This window comes from Streptomyces sp. NPDC041124 (genome assembly GCF_055592385.1).
In genome coordinates this window covers 97224-121424 of record NZ_JBVIYR010000001.1, presented here as the reverse complement: position 1 = coordinate 121424, position 24201 = coordinate 97224, and the positions used below count along the sequence as shown (strand labels likewise).

Below are 24201 nucleotides of genomic sequence, written 5' to 3'. Positions count from 1 at the left end.
GCGGGCGGAGCGGCCGCGCGCTGCCGTTGGTCTACGCCTGCGAAATACTGGTGGAGCCGCGGCGACGTCGCCACTTGGCGGGACACGCATCGAACGGGAAGACCGAGGCAGGGGCAGACGTGCACGAAGACGGAAACGGCGGCGGGGACCGGGCCGCCTCCCCAGGACCCGAGCCCGATGTGGAGCAGCCCGGATTCCTCGCGCTGGAACGCGAGTTGACCGTCCTGCTGCGGCGCGCCCGGGCCAGCCAGGGGGAGATGGCCCGCGCCGTCCACCCCGACCTGGAGCCGTCCGCCTACGGGTTGCTGGTCCGTCTGGATGAGTGCGGCCGGCAGCGGGCCACCGAGCTGGCCGGCTACATCGGCGTCGGCAAGGCGACGATGTCCCGCCAGCTGCGCGCGCTGGAGGAGCTCGGCCTCGTCGGCCGCGAGCCGGACCCCGCCGACGGCCGCGCCTGGCTGGTCGCCCTCACCGAGGAGGGACGGCGGCGGGTGGGCGTGGTCCGCGAGGCCCGCCGCGCGCGGTACGCCGGACGGCTCGCCGACTGGGACCCGGCGGAGGTCACCGAACTGGCCCGGCTGCTGAACCAGCTGAACCGGGGGATGGAGAGGTGACCGTGCGGGTCACGGCCGCGGAGCGCCGCTACCGGGATGCCAGCTCCACGTAGACCACCGTCGCGTCGTCGTGCGTCTTGCCCCGGCGCGGCGCCTCCCGGTCCGCGTCCGCCCGCTCCAGGGCCCGTACGCGGTCCACTAGGGCCCCCGGCCCCTCCGCGCGGACCAGGGCGAGGCAGTCCGCCCAGTCGCCCCGGCGGAACCTCTCCACCCAGCGGGCCGCACCGTCCGTCAGCGCCGTCAGGGTGCGCACCTCGCCGCGCGGCAGCGAGCCGGTGACCGCGCGGGAGGCCACCGAGGGATCCGCCGCCGCGGTGAAGAAACCGCCCTCCCTGTTGCGCAGCGTGCCGTCCACCAGGGCGTGGGTGGCCAGCGCCGAGCGCGGCAGCCGGTCCAGCCGGTCGTCACGGAGCGGGGTGACCACCCCGTCCGGCGACTCGGCCAGCAGCACCGAGTCGGACAGCACCAGGTACTCCACCGACACCGGTGACCAGCGGGCCAGCACCACCGTTGCCTGAGGCGTGCGAGGGTGAGAAAGGTCACAGGTTGCCGCGTGGCCGTCGGCGGTACGCGCGAGGGCCAGGGACAGCGTCTCCGCGAGGGGAACATCCGGCAGGGAAACGGTCAGTTCGGTCAGCGCGCCGCCCAGCCGCGAGGTGAACCACGGGACCGAATGCAGACAGCCGCCCCCGTCGCCCGGCGGCGTCACCCCGTCCAGCACCACGAGCGAACCGCCCTGCCCGGAAGCCGGGAGGGCCACGCCCGCGAAGTCCTCGTTGGGGCGGTCCGGATCACCGGGTTCCGAAACAAGCTCCGTACGCATCCGGCCAGTCTGCACGAGCTCTCCACAAGGACCGCAAGAGACCGGCAACGGCCGCCGGATCCCCGCAGTCATGCAGGTCAGGCGCCTGGTTTGGGAGGTAATGAAGCACTCCGGGAAGGCGTGGCGGCGAATCCTGCCACCGCCCGCCGCAGACGTCCAACCGGCCTGCCGCGCCGGACGGCCGTGCGACGCGGCGGAACTTGCTCCCCAACTCACCTCCGGGGTTCACTCCTTCGAGTGGCGGGTCAGGTGATGCGCATCCACTGTCCACGGGCACTGGGAGGGTCGGGGAGCGATGGGGGCGCCTCGCTGCCCGAGCGCGGTCAGCCGCTCGGGACGAACGCCCGCACCCGTTGACGGAGCGTCACCCGGGCCCACGGGTACACGAGTCAGGAATGCGAGCACCGGTGCAGAAGACGCGGCCTCGTCGCAAAGGCAAGCAGACGGCTTCCGAGGGGGACGCGGAGCAGAAGCCCGCCGTCGGCAGGGGCCGCCCCACCCACGTACGCAACCGGCTCATCGTCGCCGTGGCCGTGGTGGCCGCCGCGATAGCCGGAGCCGGCGCGCCCTCCGTGATCGCCGCCTCCGGGCAGCTCAGCGACTCCCAGAACCTGGTGACGCTCGCCGAGCGGACCGAGGACGCCCTCGCCCTCGCCCACTCCCTCGCCGACGAGCGGGACGAGGTCGTCCCCTACATCGCGGCAGGCCGCCCCGAGTCCAAGGCGCCCTCCGAGGAGCACAGCGCCCGGGTCGACCGGCAGGTCGAGGAGCTGCGCGCCGACGCCGACACCTCGGAGGCGCTGCGCGAGGAACTCGACGCCGTCGCGACCGTGCGGAGAGCGGCGCTCACCGGGAAGAGCAGCGCGCTCGAGGCGCACCAGGCGTACTCCACCGCCGTCACCCAGCTGCACCGGCTCGCCGGCCGGCTGGCGGAGCGGACCCCGCCCCGGGCGGGCTCCGGGGCCCACGCGTTCGCCGAGCTGGACGCGGCCGTCCAGCAGGCCGCCGCCACCCGCGGACTGCTGCTCGCCGCGCTCGCCGTGCCGCGCGGCACCGAGACCGTGATCGACCCGGTCACCGGCCTGCCCACCACGTCCACCTCCTCCTCGGACGCCGACACGGAGCAGCGCGACGAGCTGACCGCCGCCGCGCTCCAGGCCCGGCTGCGCTCCGACGCGGCCCTCGCCGACTTCCGCGAGGCCGCCCCCCAGAGCGCCCGCACCTCCTACGACGCCACGGTCAACGGCCCCGAGGTCGACTCCGCCGACAAGTACCTCGCGCGCCTCACCGACAAGCCGACCCTCTCCGACTCCGAACTCGACACCAGCACCAAGAAGCTGCGGGCCGCGCTCACCGCGCGGATCGAGACGATGCGCGGGGTGGAGTTCGCGCTCTTCGACCAGCGCACCAAGGACCTCGCCCAGCTCCGCGACGACGACGTCACCGAGCTGGAGATCCGGATCGCCGTCCTCGGCGCCCTGATGCTGCTCGCGGTCGGCGTCGCCACGGCGATGGCCCGCACGCTCACCCGCCCGCTGTCCGTGCTGCGCCGGGGCTCGGCCCGGCTGGCCGAGGCGGAGGACCCCAGCGGTCAGGAACCGGTCGCCTTCACCGGCCGCAACGACGAGTTCGCCCAGGTCGTCCGCTCCGTCAACGCCCTGCACGCGCACGCCGCCCGGCTCGCCGAGCGGATCGCCACCCTGGAGGCCGACCGCAAGCACCTCGTCGGCCAGCGGCAGAAGATGGCCGACGCCCGCGAGGAACTGCGCACCGAACTCGCCGAGTCGACGGCCCACCTGGAGCGGCTGCGCGCCGGCATCGGCGGCACCTTCGTCAACCTCGCGCTGCGCACCCTCGGACTGGTGGAGCGTCAGCTCGGCGTGATCGAGAGCCTCGAGGAGCGCGAGGACGACCCCGAGCGGCTCGCCACCCTCTTCAAGCTCGACCACTTCGCCACGGTCATGCGCCGGCACAGCGAGAACTTCCTCGTCCTCGCCGGTACCGAGCAGGGCCGGCACACCGCGGGCCCGGTCCCGCTCGTCGACGTCGTACGGGCCGCGGTCAGCGAGATCGAGCGGTACGACCGGGTCCGCATCGCCGCGCTGCCGCCGCACGCGCACATCGCCGGGTTCGCGGCGGACGACCTCTCCCACCTGCTCGCCGAACTGATGGAGAACGCCACGTCGTTCTCCCCGCCCGACCTGCCCGTCGAGGTGTCCGGCTGGCTGCTGGAGAACGGCGAGGTCATGCTCTCCGTCCAGGACGAGGGCATCGGCATGGCGGCCGACCGGCTGGAACGGCTCAACGCCCGCCTGTCCGACTTCGACCCGGAGACCACGTACGACACCGAGGGCGAGGACGGTCTCGGCCTCGGCCTGTACGTCGTGGCGCGGCTCGCCCACCGGCACGGTGTCCGGGTGCGGCTGCGCGAGCAGAAGCAGGGCGGCATCGCGGCGGTCGTCGTCCTGCCCGACCCCCTGCTGGCCCCCGCCACCCCCACCGCCGTCCCCTCCTCGGTCCCCGGCGCTCCCTGCGCCGTGTCCCTGCCGGGCGCGGACGCCGAGGCCAACTCCAACGTCCTGCACGGCCGCACCGAGTCCGGCGACCCGCTGGTCGCCCTCGCGGAGAAGGCGGTGGACGGCGCGGCCCCGGCCGGCGGGGAAGCGCCGCCGGTGAGCCCCGCGGGCGCCGCCGCCGACAGCACGGACGAGTCGCAGACGCGCGTCGTTGACGGTCGCGTGCCGGACTCCACGGACGTCCCTGCGCAACCCTCCGCCCCGACTGGCGCGGACGCACCCGTGGACGGCCCGGTGGAGGACCCGGCCGCCGACACCCGCACGGGCCGCGGGGACGAGCCCGCCCCGGACCACGGGAACTCCCGTGACCAGGAGCGCGCCGACGACGTTCCGTCCGGACGCGCCGGTGGGCCGGAAACCGACCGGGAGACGGGGTCCGCGGAGGACCGTGCCGCCGACGCCACGGGCGCCACCCAACCGGCCCGTGCGGACGTTCCGGCGCCGGATCGCGCGGACGCGGTGGGCCCGCAGCGTGCGTACGGCTCCCAGGAGGACCGTGCCGCCGGCGCGGCCGTCGGCCACCCCGAGGCGGACGGCGCAGCGGGACACGCGGGCGACGAGGTCGCGGGCGTGCCGCCCGAGCGGCCGGCCGAGACGACCATGGAACTGCTGATCCCGGCCCAGCCCCAACCGGCCGCACCCACGTCCCCGCCCCCGGCCGCACGTCCGGAAGCCGCCGGCGACCCGGGGACCGACACGCACCCCGACACCGTGCGCCCGGACACCGGCACGCACCCGGCCGGCACGCACCCGCCGTTGCCCGCCGACGGGCCGGGCGCCGGAGCAGCGCGCCCGGACGACGGGCACGGGACCGGGGACGAGCCGGCCGCCGGGGTCTCCCGGGCTGCCGAGGCCGTGCGCCCGGGCGCCGGCCACGGGACCGGGGACGCGCCGGATCCGGCCGCTTCCCGGCCCGCCGGAGCCGAGGGCGCACCCCCGGACCCGGGGCACGGGTTCGGGGCCCAGCCGGCCGCCGGGGACGACCGGCCCGCCGACGACGTACGTCCCGGTGCCGGCCACGGGACCGGGGACGAGCCGGTCCCCCCGGCTCCCCGGCAGGCCGGGGCCGGGGGCGGCCGCCCGGGCGCCGGGGACGTCCCCCCGCCTCCCCGCGCGGACGCGCTGCCCCACCGGCCGGTGTCCGACGGCGGCGGCGCGGAGCACACGCGTGCCGAGGACGAGGAGCCCGTCACCGCCAAGGGACTGCCCAAACGCACGCCGAAGATCAGCGCCCCCGTCGCCGCCCCGCGCCCCCGTGCGGGCTCCGTGGACGCCGAGGCGCTGCGCCGCAGGCTGGGCGGGTTCCGCCAGGGGGCGGTCGCCGGCCGCCGGGACGTCGAGGCGGAGATCGCCGAGCGGTCCCGTACCGGCGGCCAGGAGCCGGACGGCACCCGCACACCATCCGAGGAAGCCACGGGGGGCACCGTCGAGGAGGCAAGCAGTTGACCGCGCCCAGTACCTTCGGACTGAGCAGTGAGGCCCGCAACCTGCACTGGCTGCTGACCAACCTCGTCGAGGAGGTGCCCGGCATCCTCTCCGTCGCGGTGGTCTCCTCCGACGGGCTGCTGCTGCTCTCCTCCGACGACCACCGCAACGCGCAGGCCCGGGACACGCGGACCACTCCCCGCGGCGGGCCGCGCGGCTCCGCCGCCGATCTCGCCACCGTCGTCTCCGGCATCGGCAGCCTCACCGTCGGCGCGTCCAAGCTGATGGACTCCGGCCCGGTCAAGCACACGATGGTCGCCATGGACGAGGGCAGCCTCTTCGTGATGTCGATCAGCGACGGCTCGCTGCTCGGCGTGCACGGCGGCGCGGACTGCGACATGAGCGTGGTGGCGTACCACATGGCCCTGTTCGTCGGCCGGGCCGGCCACGTCCTGACCCCCGAGCTCCGCAGCGAGCTGCGCCAGAACCTGGAGACCGAGTCCACCGGGAGTCCCCGATGAGCAGCAAGTCCAGGAAACACCTGCCGGTGCGCGGAGGTGACCGCAAACCCGCCCGGGTCCGGCCCTATTCGCTCACCGGCGGCCGTACCCGCTTCGGCCACGTCCTCCTCGTCGAGACGTTCGTCGGTGCCACGGCCGGCACCGCCGCCCTCGAAGCCGCCGAGCAGCGCAAGGAGCTGACCGGCGGGGGCCTCACCTCCCGGGTGATGCCGGAGATGCGGGCCATCGTCGAACTGTGCCGCCGCATGCGCACGGTGGCCGAGATCGCCGCGCTGCTGAAGATGCCGCTCGGTGTGGTCCGCGTGCTCCTGAGCGACCTCGCGGACCAGGGAAAGATCCGTGTCTACGGAACGGGAACCGGCCACGGCACGGGCCGCCCGGACCGTGCGTTGCTGGAAAGGGTGCTGAGTGGACTCCGCCGTCTCTGACGCCGCTCACGGCGTCTTCCCGCTCGTCGAAGAGGACGAGCCCTCCCTGCCCTGGCAGACGGACCGCACCCGCGCGCCGATCGCCACGAAGATAGTGGTGGCGGGCGGGTTCGGCGTCGGCAAGACCACGCTCGTCACCACCGTCTCGGAGATCACGCCCCTGCAGACCGAGGCGCTGATGACCGAGGCGAGCGCGGACACCGACGACCTCACCGCCACGCCGGACAAGCTCACCACCACCGTGGCCATGGACTTCGGCCGCATCACGCTCGACGACGACCTGATGCTCTACCTCTTCGGCACCCCCGGTCAGCAGCGGTTCTGGTTCATGTGGGACGACCTGGTGCGCGGCGCGATCGGCGCCGTCGTCATGGCCGACACCCGGCGGCTGAAGGACTGCTGGCCGGCGCTGGACTACTTCGAGAGCTGCGGACTGCCGTACGTCGTCGCGGTCAACCACTTCGACGGCAGTGAGCAGTTCGACGCCGAGGACGTACGGGACGCGTTGACGATCCCCCCGCACATACCTGTCATGATCATGGACGCGCGGCGTCGGATCTCGGCCATCGAGACCCTCTTGTCCCTCGTGGGCCACGCGCTCGACGAAACCCCCGAGTAGTCCCCGAGCAGCCCCCTTAGGAGCGTCCCCCGCATGCGGAAGATACTCGTCGTCGGAGCCGGCCAGTCCGGTCTCCAGCTCGCCCTCGGCCTGCAGTCGCACGGGTACGAGGTCACCCTCATGTCCAACCGGACCGCGGACGAGATCCGCACCGGGCGGGTCATGTCGACGCAGTGCATGTTCCACACGGCCCTGCAGCACGAGCGTGACCTCCAGCTGAACTTCTGGGAGTCCCAGGCCCCGAAGATCCAGGGACTCGGTGTCTCGGTCGCGGCGCCCGGCTCGTTCGCCCCGGGGCCCTCGCAGCGCGCGATCGACTGGCTGGGGCGGCTCGACGGCTTCGCGCAGTCGGTCGACCAGCGGGTGAAGATGGCCGGCTGGATGGAGACCTTCGCCCAGCGCGGCGGACAGCTGGTCATCCACGGGGCGGCCGTCGGCGACCTCGACTACTTCTCCCGCACGTACGACCTCGTGCTCGTCTCGGCCGGCAAGGGCGAGCTCGTGCGGATGTTCGGCCGGGACGCGGAGCGCTCCCCGTACAGCGAGCCGCAGCGCGCCCTCGCCGTCGCCTACGTCCACGGCATGGGCCCGCGTCCGGAGCACCCGGACACGGAGGCGGTCCGCTGCAACCTGGTCCCCGGTGTCGGCGAGATGTTCATCATGCCGACCCTCACCACCTCGGGCCGCGCCGACATCCTGTTCTGGGAGGGCGTACCCGGCGGCCCGCTGGACGCCTTCAAGGACGTCAAGGACCCCGCCGAACACCTCTCCCTGACCCTGGAACTCATGGAGACGTTCCTCCCGTGGGAGTACGCGAGGGCCACCAAGGTCGAACTGACCGACGCCGGAGGCACCCTCGCGGGACGCTACGCCCCCACCGTCCGCAACCCCGTCGGCCGGCTGCCCTCCGGCGGGCTCGTCCTCGGGGTCGCCGACGTGGTCGTCGCCAACGACCCGATCACCGGGCAGGGCTCCAACTCCGCCTCCAAGTGCGCCGCCTCCTACCTCTCCTCGATCCTCGAGCACGGCGAGAAGGAATTCGACGAGGAGTGGATGCGGGCGACCTTCGACCGCTACTGGGAGACCGCCCGGCACGTCACCAAGTGGACCAACACCATGCTCGCCCCGCCGCCGGAGCACGTCCTGAACCTGCTCGGCGCCGCCGGTCAGCTCCAGCCCGTCGCCGACCGCTTCGCCAACGGCTTCAACAACCCGGCCGACTTCGAGAACTTCTTCTACGACCCGGAGAAGACCGGCGCCTACCTGGCGGAGGTCTCGGGCGCGTAGCCGGCGGAGTATCCCTCGTCCGGCCCGTCCGTCGCCCCTTCGGGGAGCTCCGGCGGCACGTACGCCGCTAGGGGCTCCCCCTCCGGGTCGGGGCGCACGGCACCGAGCACCGGGTTGGCGGCGACCGGGGAGACCTTGACCTTCGCGCCCGGCCGTGGCGCCTGCACCACCATGCCGTCGCCGAGGTAGAGCGCCACGTGCGTGGCCTCCGGGAAGTACACGACGAGGTCCCCCGGCCGCAGGTCCCCCAGCTCGATCCGCTCCAGCCGGGCCCACTGCTCCTGGCTGGTCCGGGGGACCGGCGTCCCGGCGGCGCCCCACGCCTCGGAGGTCAGCCCCGAGCAGTCGTACGCCGCCGGCCCCTCCGCCCCCCACTCGTACGGCTTGCCGAGCTGCGCCACGGCGTACCGCACCGCTCGTTCGCCCGCCGCGGTCGGAGGCGCGCCCACGCTGCTCAGGGCTCCGGAGGCGACCAGCTCCTCCTGCGCCTTCGCGACCCTGCGGTCCTCCAGTTCGGCCAGCGCTGCGAGCTGCCCGGCGCTCAGCGAGGCCAGCAGCTCCTCGACCTCGCGGAGCCGTGTGCGCACCTCGTCCCGCTGCTTCCTGCTCCGCTCGGTGAGGGCGCGCCGCTCGGCGAGTGCTTCGCGGGCCCGCCGGGCCAGCTCGCCGGCCGCCTTCTCCTCACCGGTGAGCCGGCCCACCGTCTCCGCCCGCTCTCGCGCCAGCCGGCCGATCACCCGCCCCTGTTCGAGCGCGCGCTGGGGATCACGGGCCAGCAGCAGACGGACGTACGGGGAGAAGCCGGTGACGCTCTGGTACTGCTGCCTGGCGAGCCGTCCGGCCGCTCCCCGGCTGTCGCTCAGGGAGGTGCGGGTGCGGGCGAGGGCGTGCTCCAGCCGCTCGGTCTCGGCGCGCTGCCTCTTCAGCCGTTCCTCGGTGGCGTTGTAGGACTCGGTGGCCTTCCCGGCCTCCCGGTACAGGGTCTGAAGATCCGTCAGCAGCTCCGCCACGGAGCGCCCGCCGGAGCCGGCCGCGCCGCCGCCCGGCTCCGGGACGGCCGTCGCGGACACGGACGAGAGTGCGGTCCCGGCCGCCAGCGCCGCCGTGCACACCAGACGCAGAAGCATTCCTGACACGCCATCACCTCCGACGCGGGGCGGTCCGTCCGCTCCGCATCGCGAGCATCGGGCGGGCCGGCGCGGCCCGCCCGGCGAGTGTGCGCGGTTCGGCGCAACGGGGTCACCCGTCGGCGTCGTCCGGCTTGCCCGGCGGCGTGGCGTCTGGATCGGACGCGGGCTTCGACCACGGCCACCTCGGCCGCCGGGAAGCCGGCCCCGCCGGGTCGTGCAGGTACTTCCACCCCCGGGTCAGGCCGGTCCGCGAGCTCTGCGCGCGGGGCACCCGCCGGTAGACCAGCACCGTGGGCGGGCCGCCGTCCGGGGCGGGGACGGGGATGCGGTACGTCTTGGGCGGGTGCCCGGTGATGCCCAGCAGCACGGGCAGGACACGCCCGTCCATGGGCCCGCCCTCGAAGGGGGTGTCTTGGCTCTTCACCTCACCAGTTTCGGCCATCGCACGCGGAACCGGCCGCGGTGGTCCCTGGGCCTCGGCGTCCGGCTGCGGTGATCCCCCGACTCCGGATCCTGGCGGTCGGCCGCGGCGGGCTCCGGCCCTCGGCGTCCGGCGGCGGATCCTGGGCCCCGGACCCTGGCGACCCGCCGCGGTGGTCCCTGGACCCCGGACCCCGGCGTCCAGCCGTGGCGGACCCCGGGCCCGGCGTCTCAAAGCTCCGCGGCTAGTGTCCCCACCAGCGCGTCGGTCTGCGCGTCGCGCCGCGCGGTGACCAGCAGCACCGCGACGAACTGCTCCACCAGCCAGTCCCGCAGCTCCTCCAGCGGCGGCTGCTTGTCCTCGTCGAGCCAGATCAGCGAGGCCGCCTCCACGGCGGTGATCCACATCCTGATGGTCATCCGCAGCCGGGGGCCGGGCCCGGTGACACCGAGATGGCTGAGGATGTGCTCGGCGGCGGCCCGCCGCACCCCGTCCACGATCGCGGTGGTACGGGACGTCTCCACCACGCTGCCGCCCTGGAGCAGGGCGCTGAAGCCGGCGTCGTGCTGGTCGACGAAGGCGAGGTAGCGGTCGAGGGCCCGGGACAGCCGGGGCAGCAGCCGGCCCTCGTGCGGCTCGTCGAAGCAGTGCCGCAGCTCGTCGGCGGCGGACATCAGGGCCGCCTCGTACAGCTGCTGCTTGCCGCCCGGGAAGTACCGGTAGACCAGGGGCCGTGACACACCGGCCGCCTCCGCCACGTCGTCCAGCGACACCTCCTCCGGGGCGCGGTGCGCGAAGAGGGACAGCGCGGCCTCGAGCAGCTGGCTGCGGCGCTCCTCGACGCCGAGCCGCCGGTAGGCGGGGGTGGAAGCCTGCGGAGTCATGCCCGCAGCGTAACCGCCCGCCCAGGCCGACCGCCCGGGTCCGGACCTAGGACAGCAACCCGGACGAAACCCACAGCCGCCGCCCGACCCCGCGCAGCACGCCGATGTCGTCCAGGAAGTCCGTGAGCCGCTTCGCCCCCTGCCGCATCACGTCCCGCCGGTGCCCGCTCGCCCTCACCTCGGCGACGGCCTCCCGCCGGTCGAGGCCGACCTGGGTGTACACCTCGGGGTTCACGAACGCCACGGAGAACACCCGGGCGAACTCCCCCGAGGTGAGCCGGGTGAACTCCTGGGACCACTTCGGGGCGGTCACCATCTGGCGCCGCAGCTCCTCGCGGGCGTAGCGCACGTGCCGGGCCTCCTCGACGACGTGGATGCGCGTGACGCCCCGGATGAGCGGCTGGACCCGCTCGTCCGGGAAGGTCAGCCGCTGCATCCAGTCCAGGACCTCCTCGCCGAGCAGCGTCGCCGTGAAGGAGCCGGGCGTGGTGGAGACCGTCTTGAACAGCCGGCCGAGGTTCTGGTGCACCCGGCTGACGGGGTACCAGGGCGTGCCGCCGCGCGTGACGACGCGGGCGAACATCTTCGAGTGCCGGCACTCGTCCTCGATCTCGGTGAGGGCGTAGCGCACGTGCGCGCTGGTGGCGTCCTTGTCGTAGATGTGCCGCACCAGGAGCTGCATCAGGATCAGCTCGAACCAGATGCCGAGCGAGGCCAGCGCGGCCGCCTCGTGCCGGGAGAGCAGGATGCGCTGCTCCTCGCTCATCCGCCGCCACATCGGGGTGCCGTACAGCGACACCAGCTCCGGCGGCCAGAACCACTTGCCCTCCTCGAAGGGCGCCTCCCAGTCCAGGTCCTTCTCCGGGTCGAAGGAGTGCCGGGCCGACGCCTCGAGCAGCCGCCGGGCCACCTGCTCCCGGTCCTTGAGCGTTCCGAGCGCGTCCCGCAGACCGTCGACCGCGTCCGCATCCGTCAGGGTCGTCATGGCGGCTCCACCTCAGGGCATCTCGTGCTGCCGGCAGGTCACCCAGTTATGAGACTACTTGTCAGCAGGGCCGTCAATCCCCTGGGCGGGAGTTGTCGACGACGGTGATGTGCCTGGGTGGCGTCAACGCCGCACCACGTGGTCACCCGATGGAGCGCACCGTCCGTGACCGGTCTGGGTACGCTGAGTGCGTCCGTCAGGCTCCGGCACATGGGAGCGATCATGAGCGCCGCACGCGACTACGGGCTGGACGACGACTACGAGTGGCCCCGTCCGCCGGTGGGCGGCTGGACGGCGGATGATCTGGACAAGCTTCCCAACCTGCCTCCGCACACGGAGCTGATCGACGGGAGCCTTGTCTTCGCGAGTCCGCAGACCCGTTTCCACTCACGCGCCATGTGGTTGTTCGAAACCAGGCTGCGGGAGCAGGCCCCGGACGGGTGGGACGCCATCCGGGAGATGACCATCAAGCTCAACAAGCGCAATCGGCCGGAGCCCGACGTCCTGGTGGTTCGCGAGAACGCCGACACCGGCCCGAGGCAGACGTGGTTCCGTCCGGAAGACGTCCTGGTCGCGGTGGAAGTCGTCTCCGACGACTCGGAGGACCGTGACCGCGAGGTGAAACCGCGGAAGTACGCGGCCGCGGGAATTCCGCACTACTGGCGCGTCGAGCAGAACGACGGACTCCCCGTGGTCTACGTCTACGAACTGGACCCGATGACCACGTCGTACGTCCCCATGGGCATCTTCCACAACCGGCTCAAGCTCACCGTCCCGTTCCCCGTCGACATCGACCTCACCGCTGTCGGCCGCCGCCGCTAGACCGGGCAGCCCAGCCCTTCCGGTGCGTCACCCGGTACCGGCTCCGCGCCTCCCGGCGGGAACGGCGCGCGCAGCGTGAAGGCATGGGGGGTGGGGCCGTTGGTGCGGAGGTGGAGGAGGCGGGACTCGGCCTCCGCGACCGTGGGGCGGTGGCCCGCCGGGACCCACCACAGGGTCACCATCGCCTCCTCGACCCGCTCGAACCACTCCCGCCGCCGGGCCATCATCTCCCGGTGGCGGCCCCCGTACATGAAGGCCGTCAGCGCGTGGGTGTCCCGCCACACCGACAGGTTGACGATCAGCCACGGGTCGTCGAAGACGGAGATGTCCGTCGCGTCGCCCCCCTCGCTCTTCAGCCGCCAGACGAAACCGTCGGCGGACTCGGCGTCCGCGTTCACCGGGTCGAGTCCGTCGACGAAGTCCTTCAACTGCGGTGAGTCCAGCGGGGCTTTGAGGCGGGCTATGTTCACCTGGGCGAGTTCGTACGCGGTCGCGGCTTCGGTCATGCACCGGACGTTAGGCCGGGAACGCGGTGTTCCGGGACCCCCGTCTCATCAAGTGGGCCTTGCTGCCTACGAGTTCAGCACCGCCTCCATCACCGCCCGCGCGATCGGCGCGGCCGTCCCGCCCCCGCTGATCTCCCGCCGGTTCGCGGCCGCGTCCTCCACCACCACGGCCACGGCCACCTTCGGCTCCATGTCCTCCTCGCGCTGCCCCCAGGAGATGAACCAGGCGTACGGCGTACCGGAGTTGCCCAGACCGTGCTGGGCCGTGCCGGTCTTGCCGCCGACCACGGCACCGGGGACCGCGGCCTTCCTGCCCGTGCCGTCCTCCACCACGCCCCGCATCAGCTCCCGCAGCCGCAGGGCCGTGGCGGGATGCATGGCCCGCCGTACCGGGCTGGAACCCGCCGTCGACACCGTGCCACCGCCCGCCCGCGTCGTCCGCTCCACCAGGTACGGCTCCCGCACCTGCCCGCCGCCCGCCACGGCCGCCGCCACCATCGCCATCTGCAGCGGCGTGGCGCGCGTGTTGTACTGCCCGATCGACGCCAGCGCCAACTGTGCCCGGTCCACCGTGGTGTCGAAGGTGCTGCGCGCCACCGGGAAGGGGATGCGCAGGCCGTCGTCGTTGAAGCCGAAGCTCCGCGCCGTGTCCTTCATCCCCTCCACCCCCGTGGCCACCCCGAGCCCGGCGAAGACCGTGTTGCACGACCACACGAACGCCTCCCGCAGCGTGGCGTCCTCGCAGCCCTCGGACCCGTTGGTCAGCCGGGTCGTCGTCCCCGGCAGGGTGTACGGGTCGGGGGAGTCGGTCGGCTCGTCCAGGCCCTTGACCACCCCCGCGTCCAGCGCCGCCGCCGCGGTGACCACCTTGAAGGTGGAGCCCGGCGGATAGGTGCGCCGCACCGCCCGGTTCAGCATCGGCCGGTCCGGATCGGCGTTCAGCCGCGCCCAGGCGTCCCGCGCCGTCCGGCCGTTGCCGGACAGCAGCGCGGGATCGTACGAGGGGACCGACACCAGCGCCAGGATCCGCCCGGTCGACGGCTCCACCGCCGCCACCGCACCCTTCCGCGAGCGCAGCCCCTCGAACGCCGCGCGCTGCGCCGCCGGGTCGATCGTGGTCACCACGTCGCCGCCCGCGTTGCGGGAGCGGGTGAACTCGTTCCACCGGGGGAGCGGCGCGAGCAGCGGGGCCGCGCCGGAGAGCAGCCCGTCCTCGGTGTGCTCCAGCAGCGTGGTGCCGTACTGCTGCGAGGCGAATCCGGTCACCGGCGCGTACAACGGCCCCTCGGTGTACGTCCGTTCGTAACGAAGGTGCTCACCGGTGTCCCGTGACCCGGTGACCGGCCGGCCGGCGACCAGGATGTCGCCACGTGGCTGCTGGTAGCGGGAGATGGCGTCACGGCGGTTGGCCGGGTTGGCCTCGTAGGCACCGGCGTGCAGCACCTGCACGCGGGCGGCGTTGACCAGCAGGGCGACCAGCAGCAGGGCGCAGAACAGCGCGGCGTGCCGGATGTGGCGGGTCACCGGCCTCGCCCCCCGCCGGCCTGCCGCCGCGCACAGTCGCTCAGCCGGACCAGCAGCGCCACAATCGTCCAGTTGGTCACCACCGACGAGCCGCCCTGCGCCAGGAACGGCATCGCCATCCCGGTCAGCGGGATCAGCCCGGTGACCCCGCCCGCGATGACGAAGACCTGGAGCGCCACGAGGGAGGCGAGGCCCACGGCGAGCAGCCGGCCGAAGGGGTCGCGCAGGGCCAGTCCGGCCCGGTAGCCGCGCTCCACCAGCAGCCCGTACAGCAGGATGATCGCGCACAGTCCGGCCAGGCCCAGCTCCTCCCCGGCTGTCGCCAGGATGAAGTCGGACTTGACCGCGAAGCCGATGAGCACCGAGTGCCCGAGCCCGAGCCCGGTGCCGAGGACGCCGCCCTCCGCGAAGGCGAACAGCGACTGGGCGAGCTGGTTCGGGCCCTCACCCGCCTCGATGGAGGCGAACGGGTGCAGCCAGGTCTCGATCCGGTGGTGGACGTGCGGCTCGTAACGCCCCACGGCCACCGCGCCCAGCGAGGCCAGCAGCAGCCCCACCGCGATCCAGCCGGTGCGGCCGGTGGCGACGTACAGCATGACCACGAACAGGGCGAAGAACAGCAGCGAGGTGCCGAGGTCCCGCTCCAGGACCAGGACCCCCACGCTGACCAGCCACACGGCGACGATCGGCCCGAGCACCCGCCCGGTGGGCAGCTGCAGGCGCCAGATCCGGCGGCCCGCGTAGGTGAGGGCGCTCCGGTTCGCCGCGAGGTAGGCGGCGAAGAACACCGCCAGCAGCACCTTCGCGAACTCGCCCGGCTGGATGGAGAATCCGGCGACCCGGATCCAGATCCGGGCCCCGTTCACCGCCGGGAAGAGGATCGGCACCGTCAGCAGGACGAGCGCGACGGTGACGCACAGGTAGGTGTAGCGCTGGAGCACCCGGTGGTCGCGCAGCACCAGGACGACCGAGGTGAACAGCGCCACTCCCAGCGTCGACCAGATGAGCTGGGCCGGGGCGGCCGGCTCGCCCGGCGCCTCCAGGTCGAGCCGGTAGATCAGCACCAGGCCCAGGCCGTTGAGCAGGACCCCGATCGGCAGCGGCAGCGGATCGGCGTGGGGGGCGCGCCAGCGCACCGCCAGGTGCGCGACCAGGGCGAGCACACCGAGCCCGGCGCCGTAACCGGCGGCGCCGGGCGGGACGGTGCCGTTCCTGGCGAGGCCGACGGCGCAGTATCCGTACACCGACAGCGTCACCGCCAGGACGATCAGGGCGAGCTCGACGCCACGGCGCCGGGGGAGGCCCCGGGCGGTGGGCGTGGGCGGATCCGCCGTCGCCAGGGTGATACCGGCCTTGCTCATGTCCGGAACTTACCGAAGGGGGATTGTTCGCGCGCTTCGCCCGTCAGCACCAGCGTGGCGCGGCGCCGATGTTGTCGATGTGACCGGCCGGGCCCCACGCCCAGGTGCCGTCCGTGAGGAGGTACCAGAGGGGGTTGCCGTTCACCTTGTCGCCGGGGACCTTGCAGAAGATCGAGACGACCTCACCCTTGTGGGCGTACCGGATGATGTGCGCACCCCGGTTCGGGGCGGTGCGCAGGGCCAGCCTGTGGGCCGTGACGCGGCCCTTGTACTGGCCCTGGTCGCCGTGGTTCCCGCCGGCCGGGTTGTTCCCGAAGCCGTTGCCGCCGGACTGCTGGCCGGAGCCGTTGTCGTGGCCGCCGTTTCCACCGTTGCCGCCGGACTGCTGGCCGGAGCCGCTGTCGTAGCCGCCGTTGCCGCCGCTCTGCTGGCCGGAGCCACCACTGTCGCCGGTGCCGTTTCCGCCCTGCTGGCTCCAGTCGCCCTGGCCGCCCCCCTGGTTCGGGTCGTCGGCGGCGACGGCGGGGGTGACGGCGGCCGCGACCGCGAGGGCCCCGGCGGCAAGAGCCATGGGCAGTCGGCGGGCGAACGGGGAACGCGGAGCCATGGCGAAACCTCCATGTAGGGGACGAAACGGGTCATGGATGACTTGTCGCCACACTAGGAGCGTCCCCCGGCACCCCGCCCGCCCTGCTGCGCCATCGGGGACGGCACTGCGCCATCGGGGACGGCACTGCGCCATCGGGGACGGCACTGCGCCCTCCGGGGCGCGCCGCCCGCCGGTGACTACTCCGTCAGCTCCTCCGGCAGTCGCACCGTCGCCGGTCCTGCCCGCAGGTAGTCGGTGAACAGCTCGTTGTGCAGGGCCCAGGAGGAGCGGCGGGAGCGGATCAGCCGGATCGCCGCCTCGGCGGTACGGCCCCGGCGCATCAGCGCGTGGGCCACCACCAGACCGGAGCGGTTGTACCCGTGGAAGCAGCGGACGAGGACCCTGCGGCCGTCGTCCAGCGCCTCGCACGCCGCCTCGGCGAGCCGGATCACGCCCGCGAGCTGCGTCCCGTCCAGCGGTCCGTCGGGGATCGGCCACACCTGGTGCCCGATGCCGGGCTCCGGGCCGTGCCCGGGCAGCCGCAGCAGCGTCTGCACGAGATCGAACTGCCGGTGCACCACGACGGACTCCAGCCGTCCGGACGGGCCCCGGAACTCGTGGCCGCCCATCCACAGACCGGGCACGATCTCGTTCCACGGGCTGTCCGGAGCCGGTACGCCGGGTCGCTTCCCGCGGGTACGCAACGACGCCTCCCCACCATGACCGCCCACCTCCTCCCAAGGTATCCGGCTTGTTGCCCCGGGAGCACCCGCCTGCTCCCATGGACGTGAGGTGAGGTCGCATGGACCGGCTGCGCGTCGTACCGACCCGGCGGCACGGCCGGGAGCTGCTCCACGTCTGCCTCCCGGACGGCCGGGCGGTCGCCTGGTACGACCGGGCGGCAGCCCGGGTGAACCTGCTCGGCGAGGACCACGAGCAGGACGTCCTCACCGCACTCGGCCCCTTCCTCACCGGCCCCGTGTCGGTCGGCCCGCCCCCGGTCCCCACCCCCGCCGAACTGGCCCGCCTCTCCCTGCACCCCGACGACGATCTCGCACCGAACCGCCCCGGCGAGGCACTGCTGATCGCCCTCGACCGCCGTCCCGTCCCGGCCCGCCGCCTGCGCCCCGACCCCCGCCGCAGGGCCCTCGCCGCGCAGCAGGCCGTGGGCGAGGCACTGGACCGCGCGGAGGGCGCCGGCCGGTACACCCTGCACTCGGTCCCGCTGCCCGGCGGCGACCACATCCACCACCTGCTGATCGGCCCCGGCGGCCTGTACGCCGTCCACGCCCTGTACGCCCGCGGACAGCGGGTCGCGGTCGCCGACCCCGCAGTCGCCCTGGGCCGGCACCGGCCGTACCCCCTGCTGCACCGGGTCCGCTCCGACGCCGACCGGGCCTCCCACGCCCTCACCGCGCAGGTCCGCCCGGTGCTCGTCCTGGTCGGCGCGGCGGCCGTGACGGTCCCGGCCCCGCCCCGCGGGGTGCGTGTCCTGACGGACGCCGACCTGCCGTCCCTGGCCCGTACGGGCGGCGTCCTGAAACCGGCCGACGTGGAGACCCTGCACGCCATGGCCCGGGACCGGAACACCTGGACCCGGCTGTAGGGGGCGGCCCCGTCGGGGGCGCGGCACGACCCAACGGGCCCCTCACCCCCCGTTCAGGACGGCGCGGCGACGGGACGGCACCCGGCGGGCCGTCCCGTCGCCGCGCTCTCACGGCCGTCTCACGGCAGCCGGCCCGCGCCGTTCCGGTCCAGCAGGGGCGCCAGCAGGTCGCCGTGGTCCTGGACCCGGGGGCCGAGGTCCGGGGCGGTCAGGGCCAGCCCCCCGGGGGACCGGCAGCCCTCGACCTCGTCCCAGGTCACCGGCGCCGACACCGACGGTTCGGGCCGGGCGCGCAGCGTGTACGGGGTGGCCGTCGTCTTCCGGGCGGCGTTCTGGCTCCAGTCGACGAAGACCTTCCCCGGCCTGAGGCTCCGGGTCATCCGGTGCAGCACCAGACGGGGCATGGCCTTCTCCGCCTCCACCGCCAGCCGCTTGGCGTAGTCCGACACCTGCTCGGAGGAGGAACCGCGCACCGCGGCCAGCAGATGCAGCCCCTTCGACCCGGAGGTCTTGGCGTACGCCTCGACGCCGTCCGCCGCGAGCCGCTCCCGCAGCCACACCGCGACCTCGCAGCAGTGCACGATCGTCGCCGGCGCCCCCGGGTCCAGGTCGAACACGATCCGGTCGGCCTGCCCCGGGTCGCCGATGAGCCACTGGTGCGTGTGGAACTCGGTGACCAGGTTCGCCGCCCACATCAGGCTCGGCAGATCCTGCACCAGCACCATCCGGGCCGGCCCCTCGGACCTCGGCACCTCGGCGGTGGTGACCCATTCGGGCGTACCCGGCGGCACGTTCTTGGTGAAGAACACCTGGCCGTCGGGCCCGTCCGGATACCGCAGGAAGGACACCGGCCGGTCCCGCAGGTGCGGCAGCAGCACGTCGGCGACGGTCGCGTAGTAGTGCAGTACCTCCGCCTTGGTGAACCCGGTGGCGGGATACAGCACCTTCTCCAGATTGCTGAGCGCGAGCCGCCGCCCCTCCACCTCAGTCATGGGCGCCATACGATGAGAATCTCACGCAAACCACGACATAAGCCCCGACAGTGATCGGCAGACGACCGGAAAGGTGCTGCACGTGAGATCCATCTGGAACGGCGCGATCTCGTTCGGCCTGGTCAGCATCCCGATCAAGCTGGTGAACGCCACCGAGAGCCATGCGATCTCCTTCCGCCAGATCCACACCGAGGACGGCGGCCGGATCCGGTACCGCAAGTTCTGCGAACTGGAGGACCGCGAGGTCACCGGACAGGAGATCGGCAAGGGCTACGAGGACGCGGACGGCACGATCATCCCCATCACCGACGAGGACCTCTCCGCCCTGCCGCTCCCCACCGCCAAGACCATCGAGATCGTCGCCTTCGTCCCCGAGGAGCGGATCGACCCCCTCCAGATGGACGCGGCGTACTACCTGGCGGCGGGCGGGGCCCCGGCGGCCAAGCCGTACACACTCCTGCGCGAGGCGCTGAAGCGGAGCAACAAGGTGGCCATCGCCAAGTACGCCCTGCGCGGGCGGGAGCGCCTCGGCATGCTCCGGGTGGTCGGCGACGCCATCGCCATGCACGGACTGCTCTGGCCGGACGAGGTCCGCGCCCCCGAGGGCGTCGCACCCGACGCCGACGTCACGGTCCGCGACAAGGAGCTGGACCTGGCGGACGCCCTGATGGACACCCTCGGCGAGGTCGACCTGGAGGACCTGCACGACGAGTACCGGGAGGCGGTCGAGGAGGTCATCGCCGCGAAGGCCTCCGGCGAGGCCCCGCCGGAGTCGCCCGCCCCGGAGCGCGGCGGCAAGGTCCTGGACCTGATGGCCGCCCTGGAGAACAGCGTCCGCGCGGCCCGCGAGTCCCGCGGGGAGGGGCCGGAGGAGGAGGCCGAGGTCAAGAACCTTCCACAGCGCGCCACGTCCCGCTCGTCGCCCAAGGAGACCGGGGGCAAGAAGTCCACGTCGACGGCGAAGAAGGAGACGGCGTCCTCGCCCCGCAAGTCGGCGTCGAAGACGAGCCAGGCCGAGAAGAAGACCACGGCGAAGAGCACGTCCAAGGCGACGGCGAAGAAGACGCCCGCGAAGAAGTCCCCCGCCAAGAAGACGACGTCCCGCAAACGCTCGGCCTGACCGGGCGCCGGGACCGGGACCCGGACGCATCCACCGACGGAGTCGCACAGGAGAGCGGCCATCGGCACCCGAGAACCCGCCCCGCACGGCACCATGTGACGCATGGCCGACGACAACCCCATCGTGAACACCCACCAGTTCGAGGCGTGGAACGGCTACGAGGGCCGACACTGGGCCACACACCAGTCCCGCTACGACGCCCTCAACGACCCCGCCAACACCCCGCTCCTCGGCGCCGCCCGCATCCGCGACACGGACACCGTCCTGGACATCGGCTGCGGCAACGGCCGCCTGACCCGGCTGGCCGCCCGCACCGCGCACCACGCCGTGGGCGTCGACCTGTCCGCCCCCATGCTGGAACGCGCCCGCGAGTCCGCCGCCGACGAGCACCTCACCAACGTCACCCACATCCAGGCCGACGCCCAGGTCCACCCGTTCGACCGCGCGTCCTTCGACGTCGCCGTGAGCCGCTTCGGCGTCATGTTCTTCGCCGACCCGGTCGCCGCGTTCGCGAACATCGGCCGCGCCCTGCGCCCGGGCGGCCGCCTGGCCTTCGTCTGCCCGCAACCGTTCACGGCCATGGACCAGTCGGTGATCTTCACCGCCGTCGCCGGCCACGTCAGGCTGCCCGACTTCTCCGAGAAGCAGGAAACGGGCCCGGCCGCCTTCGCGGACCCCGCCCGCACCACACACGTCCTCGGCGGAGCCGGCTTCGACCGCATCGCCGTGGAGCCGCTCGAAGTGGTGCAGCGGTGGGGCACGGACGCGGCGGACGCCGCCGACTTCCTCTTCGGCTGGGGCCCCATGCGCCACTGGCTCCGCGACGCCACCCCCGCCTCCGTCGCCGACGCCCACCGAGCGGCCACGGCCGCCTTCCACACCTACGCGACCGACGAGGGCGTCGACCTCGTGGCCCGCTACTGGCTGGTGACCGCCACCTGGCCCGGCACCGACCACCCGCACCACGCCTGACCCCCACCGAAGGCGCCACCCGCCCCGAACACGACCCGGGGCGGACCGTCTCCCCGTCCCTTCCATGAACGTCCGTGAACTCTCCGGACGTGACGCTCGGTTCCGGGGTGATGAGCGGCTTGTCACGGCCTTTCAGGTGACTCTGATTCACCATGCAGGTTGATGGAGAGGCGTATATCGGATCATCCTTGGCTTTATGAGCCTCGTCTCCCCTTCCTGCAACGTGCCCGCTCTGAGCGATCACGCCCATGACTGGGCCCTGGTCGATGTCGAGACCTCAGGACTCGTTCCCCGGCGAGACCGGATGCTGTCCGTCGCGGTTATCACGATCGGTCCGGAGGGTGAGCAGACCGGGGAGTTCTCAACGCTGCTCAACCCGGGGCGCGACCCGGGGCCGGTGGAGGTACACGGGCTCACCGCCGAACGGCTGCAGAACGCACCGACCTTCGATCAAGTAGCCGGACAGATCGGCGAAATGCTGCAGGGTCGGGTGCTGGTCGCCCATAATGCCCAGTTCGACTACGACTTCCTCGCCTACGAGTTCGCGCGGGCGAGGATGTGGCTGCCGGTGTCACAGCGGCTGTGCACGCTGGCTCTGACCCGCCAGGTGGATCCGCCCACGGAGGACATGAAGCTCGGCACTCTCGCCGCCCACTACGGCATTCCCCAACAGCGCGCTCACGACGCGCTGGACGATACGCGGGTGCTTGCCGGGATCCTGAGGGCCTCGTTGCGCGAGGCTGCCCGGCTCGATCTGCCCCTGCCTATGGTGGCCTGCCCACCCCGAGCGGAATCCCGGTTCACCCCGAAGCCGCCGAAGACTCCCTGCGCCTACCGCAATCCGGGACGTATGGCTGCCGGCGGGCCGCTCCAGCAAGGCATGAAGGTCGCGATCACCGGAGAGACCGTGCTCGCCCGGGCGGAGTTGGTCGGGCGGGCGGTCGCCACCGGGCTGAACATGATGACCTCTGTCAGCCGCCACACCAGCGTGCTGGTCACCAACGAGACCGCGGCCGAATCGGCGAAGGCTCGACGTGCACTCGCGGAGGGCGTGCCGGTCATCGACGAGCAGACCTTCCTTCGGCTGCTGGCCGACGTGCGGCCGGGGACCACACACGAGGCCACGGGCATCAGCGTCGCCCCGGCGGCCGAGCCGGAAGCAAAGCAGACTGCGCCCGCGCATCCGGTGACCGCCCCGTCCCCTGTCGCGGTGCCCGCCCCGGGAACAGCGGTACCACCCACGGCCTCCCTCCACGTGTCGGTTCCCGCGCCACGCACGTCGGATCCCTCCGCCGAAACCTCGGACAACCCCTTGGCGGGGCGTCGGGTACTGGTGCTGGGTGGCATCCACGCCGACGCCGCGGCAGCCCGTACCCGTGTCGTCGAGTTGGGCGGGTCAGCGGCGATCAACCTGTCCGCCAGCGTCACCGATGTCGTGCTCCTGCCGGGCGGGGAGAACGACCGCCGCATGGGGCGCATCACCGCCCTTGAACTGCCCGTGCACGACCCGCACTGGCTCACCTCTCCGACCGCGACGGACCGGAACGCGGTGGCTCTCCGGCCTCAGGAACCGCACGTGATGCCGAGAGGCGGCGTCATCGACCTGCCCGTCCCGCACGACAGGACCGCGCGGGAGTGGTACGTCACCGCCGGCTGGGCTCCGCGGTCCGACTGCGAGATCGACGTCGTCGCCTTCCTCCTCGACGACGACGAACAGGTCACTTCGGACCAGGACTTCATCTTCTACGGAGCCCCGGAAAGCCCCGCCGGGACGGTGCGTCTGTTGACCGGGGGTCCTGCCGAACAGACCATCGCCCTCGACCTGACATCCCTGCCACCCGCGACGCGGAAAATCGTCGTCGCCGCAGCCATCGACGGCACCGCCACCTTCGGGACCGTAGGCGCGGTACAGATCGGCATGGCCCCTGGCAGCAGCGCGGCACCTCTCGCCAGGGCGACCCTGGACGCCGCCACCACCGAACGCACGATGCTGCTCGCGGAGATCTACCGCAGGGGACACGTCTGGCGCCTTCGCGCCGTCGGTCAAGGCTACGACCACGGCCTCGACGCCCTCGCACGCGGATACGGAGTCGACGTCGCCGGCTGACAGACGCCCTTCTGGCCGGGAGGGTAGAAGTCATGCGCCTCACCTGCCCCGCGCTTTTGCAGTCCGGTAGGTGTTTGCGCGCGCTCAGCAGACGGGCGCAGCCGGATGAGTCGCCATACCCTGTTCCAACCGTGTCACGCCCGGCCAACGGGATCTTCACTTCCGACCCAACTGCGGCAATGAAGTGCTATATCCGTCTCAGAGAGGTGCTCGGCATCACACGGGAGAACGCACTTCATAGCACTCGGTTCCATTCTCACCCCGAAGCACGCCCGCAGCTACGTGCCCACGCAGGGCTCCACGACGTCGGGTGTACAGGACGCGGGATTCGCCACCGAATGGCACCTGGAAGCCGCCGGCCGCCCGCGGCTCACCATCCACGACACGCGGTGGGACAGCGGCGAGAGGGACGTGGTTCTCCAGCAGGTGCCGTTATTACCAGAGATGCCCGCCGCACTGGCCAACCTGCACGGTCGGCATCGGGCCGGAATCACCGAGGTGTCGGCGGAGCGCCGCCGCATCACGGCCTTCCTCTCTCTGCCCCAGCCGGACGGCAGGCCGCGGCAGAAGCGGGCCCTGACCACGGCACAACTGGCGGAAGGCTGCGGAAGCGCGTTGCTGTGCGAACTGGTGGCTCGCCCCGGCGTGTCACTCACCCCGTCCTTCGACCCGACGGACCCCCAGGACACCGAACGCTTCCAGCACGCGGTCGTCTTCGACGACGAGGACCGGGAGACACCCGCCATCGCCTACGTACTCACCCGACTCATGCCGACGCTGCGGCACACCGGTTGGAGCGGCGACGAATGAGGGACCGGCTTCACCTGAGCCGCCAAATGCGGTGTCCGGGGCAGCGCTACCCGCGGTCGGACACGTCCGCGCGGGATCT

Annotated in this window: 23 protein-coding genes; 12 read left to right on the top strand and 11 right to left on the bottom strand. The window is 72.8% G+C overall.

All coding sequences use genetic code 11. The annotated features are described in order from the left end of the window. Window positions 1-119 precede the first annotated feature (119 nt). The gene (locus tag ACZ6A9_RS00590) at window positions 120-614 is read left to right on the top strand and encodes a MarR family winged helix-turn-helix transcriptional regulator (RefSeq protein WP_468975890.1); all 495 of its coding nucleotides are present in this window, start codon (window positions 120-122) and stop codon (window positions 612-614) included. Window positions 615-642: 28 nt separating this feature from the next. On the opposite strand, the gene ACZ6A9_RS00585 is transcribed toward ACZ6A9_RS00590, so the two are convergent. After that, window positions 643-1437, bottom strand: coding sequence for a hypothetical protein (locus tag ACZ6A9_RS00585; RefSeq protein ID WP_468975888.1), 795 nt, complete (start codon window positions 1435-1437; stop codon window positions 643-645). A gap of 407 nt (window positions 1438-1844) precedes the next feature. Between ACZ6A9_RS00585 and ACZ6A9_RS00580 the strand changes: the two genes are divergently transcribed. From ACZ6A9_RS00580 to ACZ6A9_RS00560, 5 genes are read left to right on the top strand one after another with little or no spacing between them, the layout of a single operon-like run. Continuing rightward, on the top strand, window positions 1845-5459 hold the full coding sequence (locus ACZ6A9_RS00580; protein WP_468975885.1) for a sensor histidine kinase: 3615 nt from the start codon (window positions 1845-1847) through the stop codon (window positions 5457-5459). Beyond that, window positions 5456-5959, top strand: coding sequence for a roadblock/LC7 domain-containing protein (locus ACZ6A9_RS00575; protein WP_468975882.1), 504 nt, complete (start codon window positions 5456-5458; stop codon window positions 5957-5959). The genes ACZ6A9_RS00580 and ACZ6A9_RS00575 overlap by 4 nt, the downstream gene beginning before the upstream one ends. Continuing rightward, window positions 5956-6387, top strand: coding sequence for a DUF742 domain-containing protein (locus tag ACZ6A9_RS00570; RefSeq protein ID WP_468975880.1), 432 nt, complete (start codon window positions 5956-5958; stop codon window positions 6385-6387). Before ACZ6A9_RS00575 ends, ACZ6A9_RS00570 begins: the two co-directional genes overlap by 4 nt. Beyond that, on the top strand, window positions 6368-7006 hold the full coding sequence (locus ACZ6A9_RS00565) for a GTP-binding protein (protein WP_468975877.1): 639 nt from the start codon (window positions 6368-6370) through the stop codon (window positions 7004-7006). Before ACZ6A9_RS00570 ends, ACZ6A9_RS00565 begins: the two co-directional genes overlap by 20 nt. A gap of 33 nt (window positions 7007-7039) precedes the next feature. Next, complete coding sequence (locus ACZ6A9_RS00560; protein ID WP_468975874.1) at window positions 7040-8293, top strand: styrene monooxygenase/indole monooxygenase family protein; 1254 nt, start codon at window positions 7040-7042, stop codon at window positions 8291-8293. Here the strand turns inward: ACZ6A9_RS00560 and ACZ6A9_RS00555 are convergent. The 4 genes from ACZ6A9_RS00555 to ACZ6A9_RS00540 form a co-directional block, all read right to left on the bottom strand. Further along, window positions 8266-9429: a C40 family peptidase gene (locus tag ACZ6A9_RS00555; RefSeq protein ID WP_468975871.1), complete on the bottom strand. Its 1164-nt coding sequence runs from the start codon at window positions 9427-9429 to the stop codon at window positions 8266-8268. The two genes, ACZ6A9_RS00560 and ACZ6A9_RS00555, sit on opposite strands and share 28 nt — an antisense overlap. Before the next feature lie 103 nt (window positions 9430-9532). Continuing rightward, complete coding sequence (locus ACZ6A9_RS00550; RefSeq protein WP_468975868.1) at window positions 9533-9847, bottom strand: hypothetical protein; 315 nt, start codon at window positions 9845-9847, stop codon at window positions 9533-9535. 227 nt (window positions 9848-10074) lie between these two features. Then, window positions 10075-10728 carry a TetR/AcrR family transcriptional regulator gene (locus tag ACZ6A9_RS00545; RefSeq protein WP_468975866.1) on the bottom strand — a complete coding sequence of 218 codons (654 nt, stop codon included), beginning with the start codon at window positions 10726-10728 and terminating at the stop codon, window positions 10075-10077. Between the two features lie 46 nt (window positions 10729-10774). Then, the gene (locus tag ACZ6A9_RS00540; protein ID WP_468975863.1) at window positions 10775-11713 is read right to left on the bottom strand and encodes an AurF N-oxygenase family protein; all 939 of its coding nucleotides are present in this window, start codon (window positions 11711-11713) and stop codon (window positions 10775-10777) included. 222 nt (window positions 11714-11935) lie between these two features. Here ACZ6A9_RS00540 and ACZ6A9_RS00535 point away from each other — a divergent pair, with 222 nt between their 5' ends. After that, entirely contained in the window at window positions 11936-12535 is a 600-nt protein-coding gene (locus ACZ6A9_RS00535; RefSeq protein WP_468975861.1) for a Uma2 family endonuclease, read from the top strand. Here the strand turns inward: ACZ6A9_RS00535 and ACZ6A9_RS00530 are convergent. The 5 genes from ACZ6A9_RS00530 to ACZ6A9_RS00510 all read right to left on the bottom strand — a co-directional run bounded on the left by ACZ6A9_RS00530 (window position 12532) and on the right by ACZ6A9_RS00510 (window position 17219). After that, the gene (locus tag ACZ6A9_RS00530) at window positions 12532-13041 is read right to left on the bottom strand and encodes a DUF3291 domain-containing protein (RefSeq protein WP_468975859.1); all 510 of its coding nucleotides are present in this window, start codon (window positions 13039-13041) and stop codon (window positions 12532-12534) included. The two genes, ACZ6A9_RS00535 and ACZ6A9_RS00530, sit on opposite strands and share 4 nt — an antisense overlap. A 66-nt stretch (window positions 13042-13107) precedes the next feature. Next, window positions 13108-14565: a penicillin-binding transpeptidase domain-containing protein gene (locus ACZ6A9_RS00525; RefSeq protein WP_468975857.1), complete on the bottom strand. Its 1458-nt coding sequence runs from the start codon at window positions 14563-14565 to the stop codon at window positions 13108-13110. After that, complete coding sequence (locus tag ACZ6A9_RS00520) at window positions 14562-15926, bottom strand: FtsW/RodA/SpoVE family cell cycle protein (protein WP_468975855.1); 1365 nt, start codon at window positions 15924-15926, stop codon at window positions 14562-14564. Before ACZ6A9_RS00520 ends, ACZ6A9_RS00525 begins: the two co-directional genes overlap by 4 nt. 43 nt (window positions 15927-15969) lie before the next feature. Next, the gene (locus ACZ6A9_RS00515) at window positions 15970-16533 is read right to left on the bottom strand and encodes an SH3 domain-containing protein (protein WP_468975853.1); all 564 of its coding nucleotides are present in this window, start codon (window positions 16531-16533) and stop codon (window positions 15970-15972) included. A gap of 179 nt (window positions 16534-16712) precedes the next feature. Continuing rightward, window positions 16713-17219 (bottom strand): protein-tyrosine phosphatase family protein, encoded by a 507-nt coding sequence (locus ACZ6A9_RS00510; RefSeq protein ID WP_468975850.1) that lies wholly within the window; start codon window positions 17217-17219, stop codon window positions 16713-16715. A 98-nt stretch (window positions 17220-17317) separates the two neighbouring features. Here ACZ6A9_RS00510 and ACZ6A9_RS00505 point away from each other — a divergent pair, with 98 nt between their 5' ends. Further along, the gene (locus ACZ6A9_RS00505) at window positions 17318-18121 is read left to right on the top strand and encodes an NERD domain-containing protein (RefSeq protein ID WP_468975848.1); all 804 of its coding nucleotides are present in this window, start codon (window positions 17318-17320) and stop codon (window positions 18119-18121) included. Between the two features lie 119 nt (window positions 18122-18240). Here the strand turns inward: ACZ6A9_RS00505 and ligD are convergent, their stop codons facing one another. Next, on the bottom strand, window positions 18241-19122 hold the full coding sequence (ligD, locus tag ACZ6A9_RS00500; protein WP_468975846.1) for a non-homologous end-joining DNA ligase: 882 nt from the start codon (window positions 19120-19122) through the stop codon (window positions 18241-18243). A 73-nt stretch (window positions 19123-19195) separates the two neighbouring features. Between ligD and ku the strand changes: the two genes are divergently transcribed. The 4 genes from ku to ACZ6A9_RS00480 all read left to right on the top strand — a co-directional run bounded on the left by ku (window position 19196) and on the right by ACZ6A9_RS00480 (window position 24122). Further along, complete coding sequence (gene ku, locus ACZ6A9_RS00495) at window positions 19196-20233, top strand: non-homologous end joining protein Ku (protein WP_468975843.1); 1038 nt, start codon at window positions 19196-19198, stop codon at window positions 20231-20233. A 102-nt stretch (window positions 20234-20335) separates the two neighbouring features. Continuing rightward, window positions 20336-21205, top strand: a complete 870-nt coding sequence (locus ACZ6A9_RS00490) for a class I SAM-dependent methyltransferase (protein ID WP_468975840.1) — start codon at window positions 20336-20338, stop codon at window positions 21203-21205. Between the two features lie 196 nt (window positions 21206-21401). Further along, complete coding sequence (locus tag ACZ6A9_RS00485; protein WP_468975836.1) at window positions 21402-23312, top strand: TerD family protein; 1911 nt, start codon at window positions 21402-21404, stop codon at window positions 23310-23312. 282 nt (window positions 23313-23594) lie between these two features. Then, window positions 23595-24122: a hypothetical protein gene (locus ACZ6A9_RS00480; RefSeq protein WP_468975833.1), complete on the top strand. Its 528-nt coding sequence runs from the start codon at window positions 23595-23597 to the stop codon at window positions 24120-24122. Window positions 24123-24201: the final 79 nt, after the last annotated feature.

What these genes read in the sequence shown, in the direction of transcription:
- ACZ6A9_RS00585 (WP_468975888.1), bottom strand. Translation starts at nt 1,437, where the DNA reads ATGCGTACGGAGCTTGTTTCGGAACCCGGTGATCCGGACCGCCCCAAC.
- ACZ6A9_RS00570 (WP_468975880.1), top strand. Translation starts at nt 5,956, where the DNA reads ATGAGCAGCAAGTCCAGGAAACACCTGCCGGTGCGCGGAGGTGACCGC.
- ACZ6A9_RS00560 (WP_468975874.1), top strand. Translation starts at nt 7,040, where the DNA reads ATGCGGAAGATACTCGTCGTCGGAGCCGGCCAGTCCGGTCTCCAGCTC.
- ACZ6A9_RS00545 (WP_468975866.1), bottom strand. Translation starts at nt 10,728, where the DNA reads ATGACTCCGCAGGCTTCCACCCCCGCCTACCGGCGGCTCGGCGTCGAG.
- ACZ6A9_RS00540 (WP_468975863.1), bottom strand. Translation starts at nt 11,713, where the DNA reads ATGACGACCCTGACGGATGCGGACGCGGTCGACGGTCTGCGGGACGCG.
- ACZ6A9_RS00535 (WP_468975861.1), top strand. Translation starts at nt 11,936, where the DNA reads ATGAGCGCCGCACGCGACTACGGGCTGGACGACGACTACGAGTGGCCC.
- ACZ6A9_RS00530 (WP_468975859.1), bottom strand. Translation starts at nt 13,041, where the DNA reads ATGACCGAAGCCGCGACCGCGTACGAACTCGCCCAGGTGAACATAGCC.
- ACZ6A9_RS00520 (WP_468975855.1), bottom strand. Translation starts at nt 15,926, where the DNA reads ATGAGCAAGGCCGGTATCACCCTGGCGACGGCGGATCCGCCCACGCCC.
- ACZ6A9_RS00515 (WP_468975853.1), bottom strand. Translation starts at nt 16,533, where the DNA reads ATGGCTCCGCGTTCCCCGTTCGCCCGCCGACTGCCCATGGCTCTTGCC.
- ACZ6A9_RS00505 (WP_468975848.1), top strand. Translation starts at nt 17,318, where the DNA reads ATGGACCGGCTGCGCGTCGTACCGACCCGGCGGCACGGCCGGGAGCTG.
- ligD (WP_468975846.1), bottom strand. Translation starts at nt 19,122, where the DNA reads ATGGCGCCCATGACTGAGGTGGAGGGGCGGCGGCTCGCGCTCAGCAAT.
- ACZ6A9_RS00490 (WP_468975840.1), top strand. Translation starts at nt 20,336, where the DNA reads ATGGCCGACGACAACCCCATCGTGAACACCCACCAGTTCGAGGCGTGG.
- ACZ6A9_RS00485 (WP_468975836.1), top strand. Translation starts at nt 21,402, where the DNA reads ATGAGCCTCGTCTCCCCTTCCTGCAACGTGCCCGCTCTGAGCGATCAC.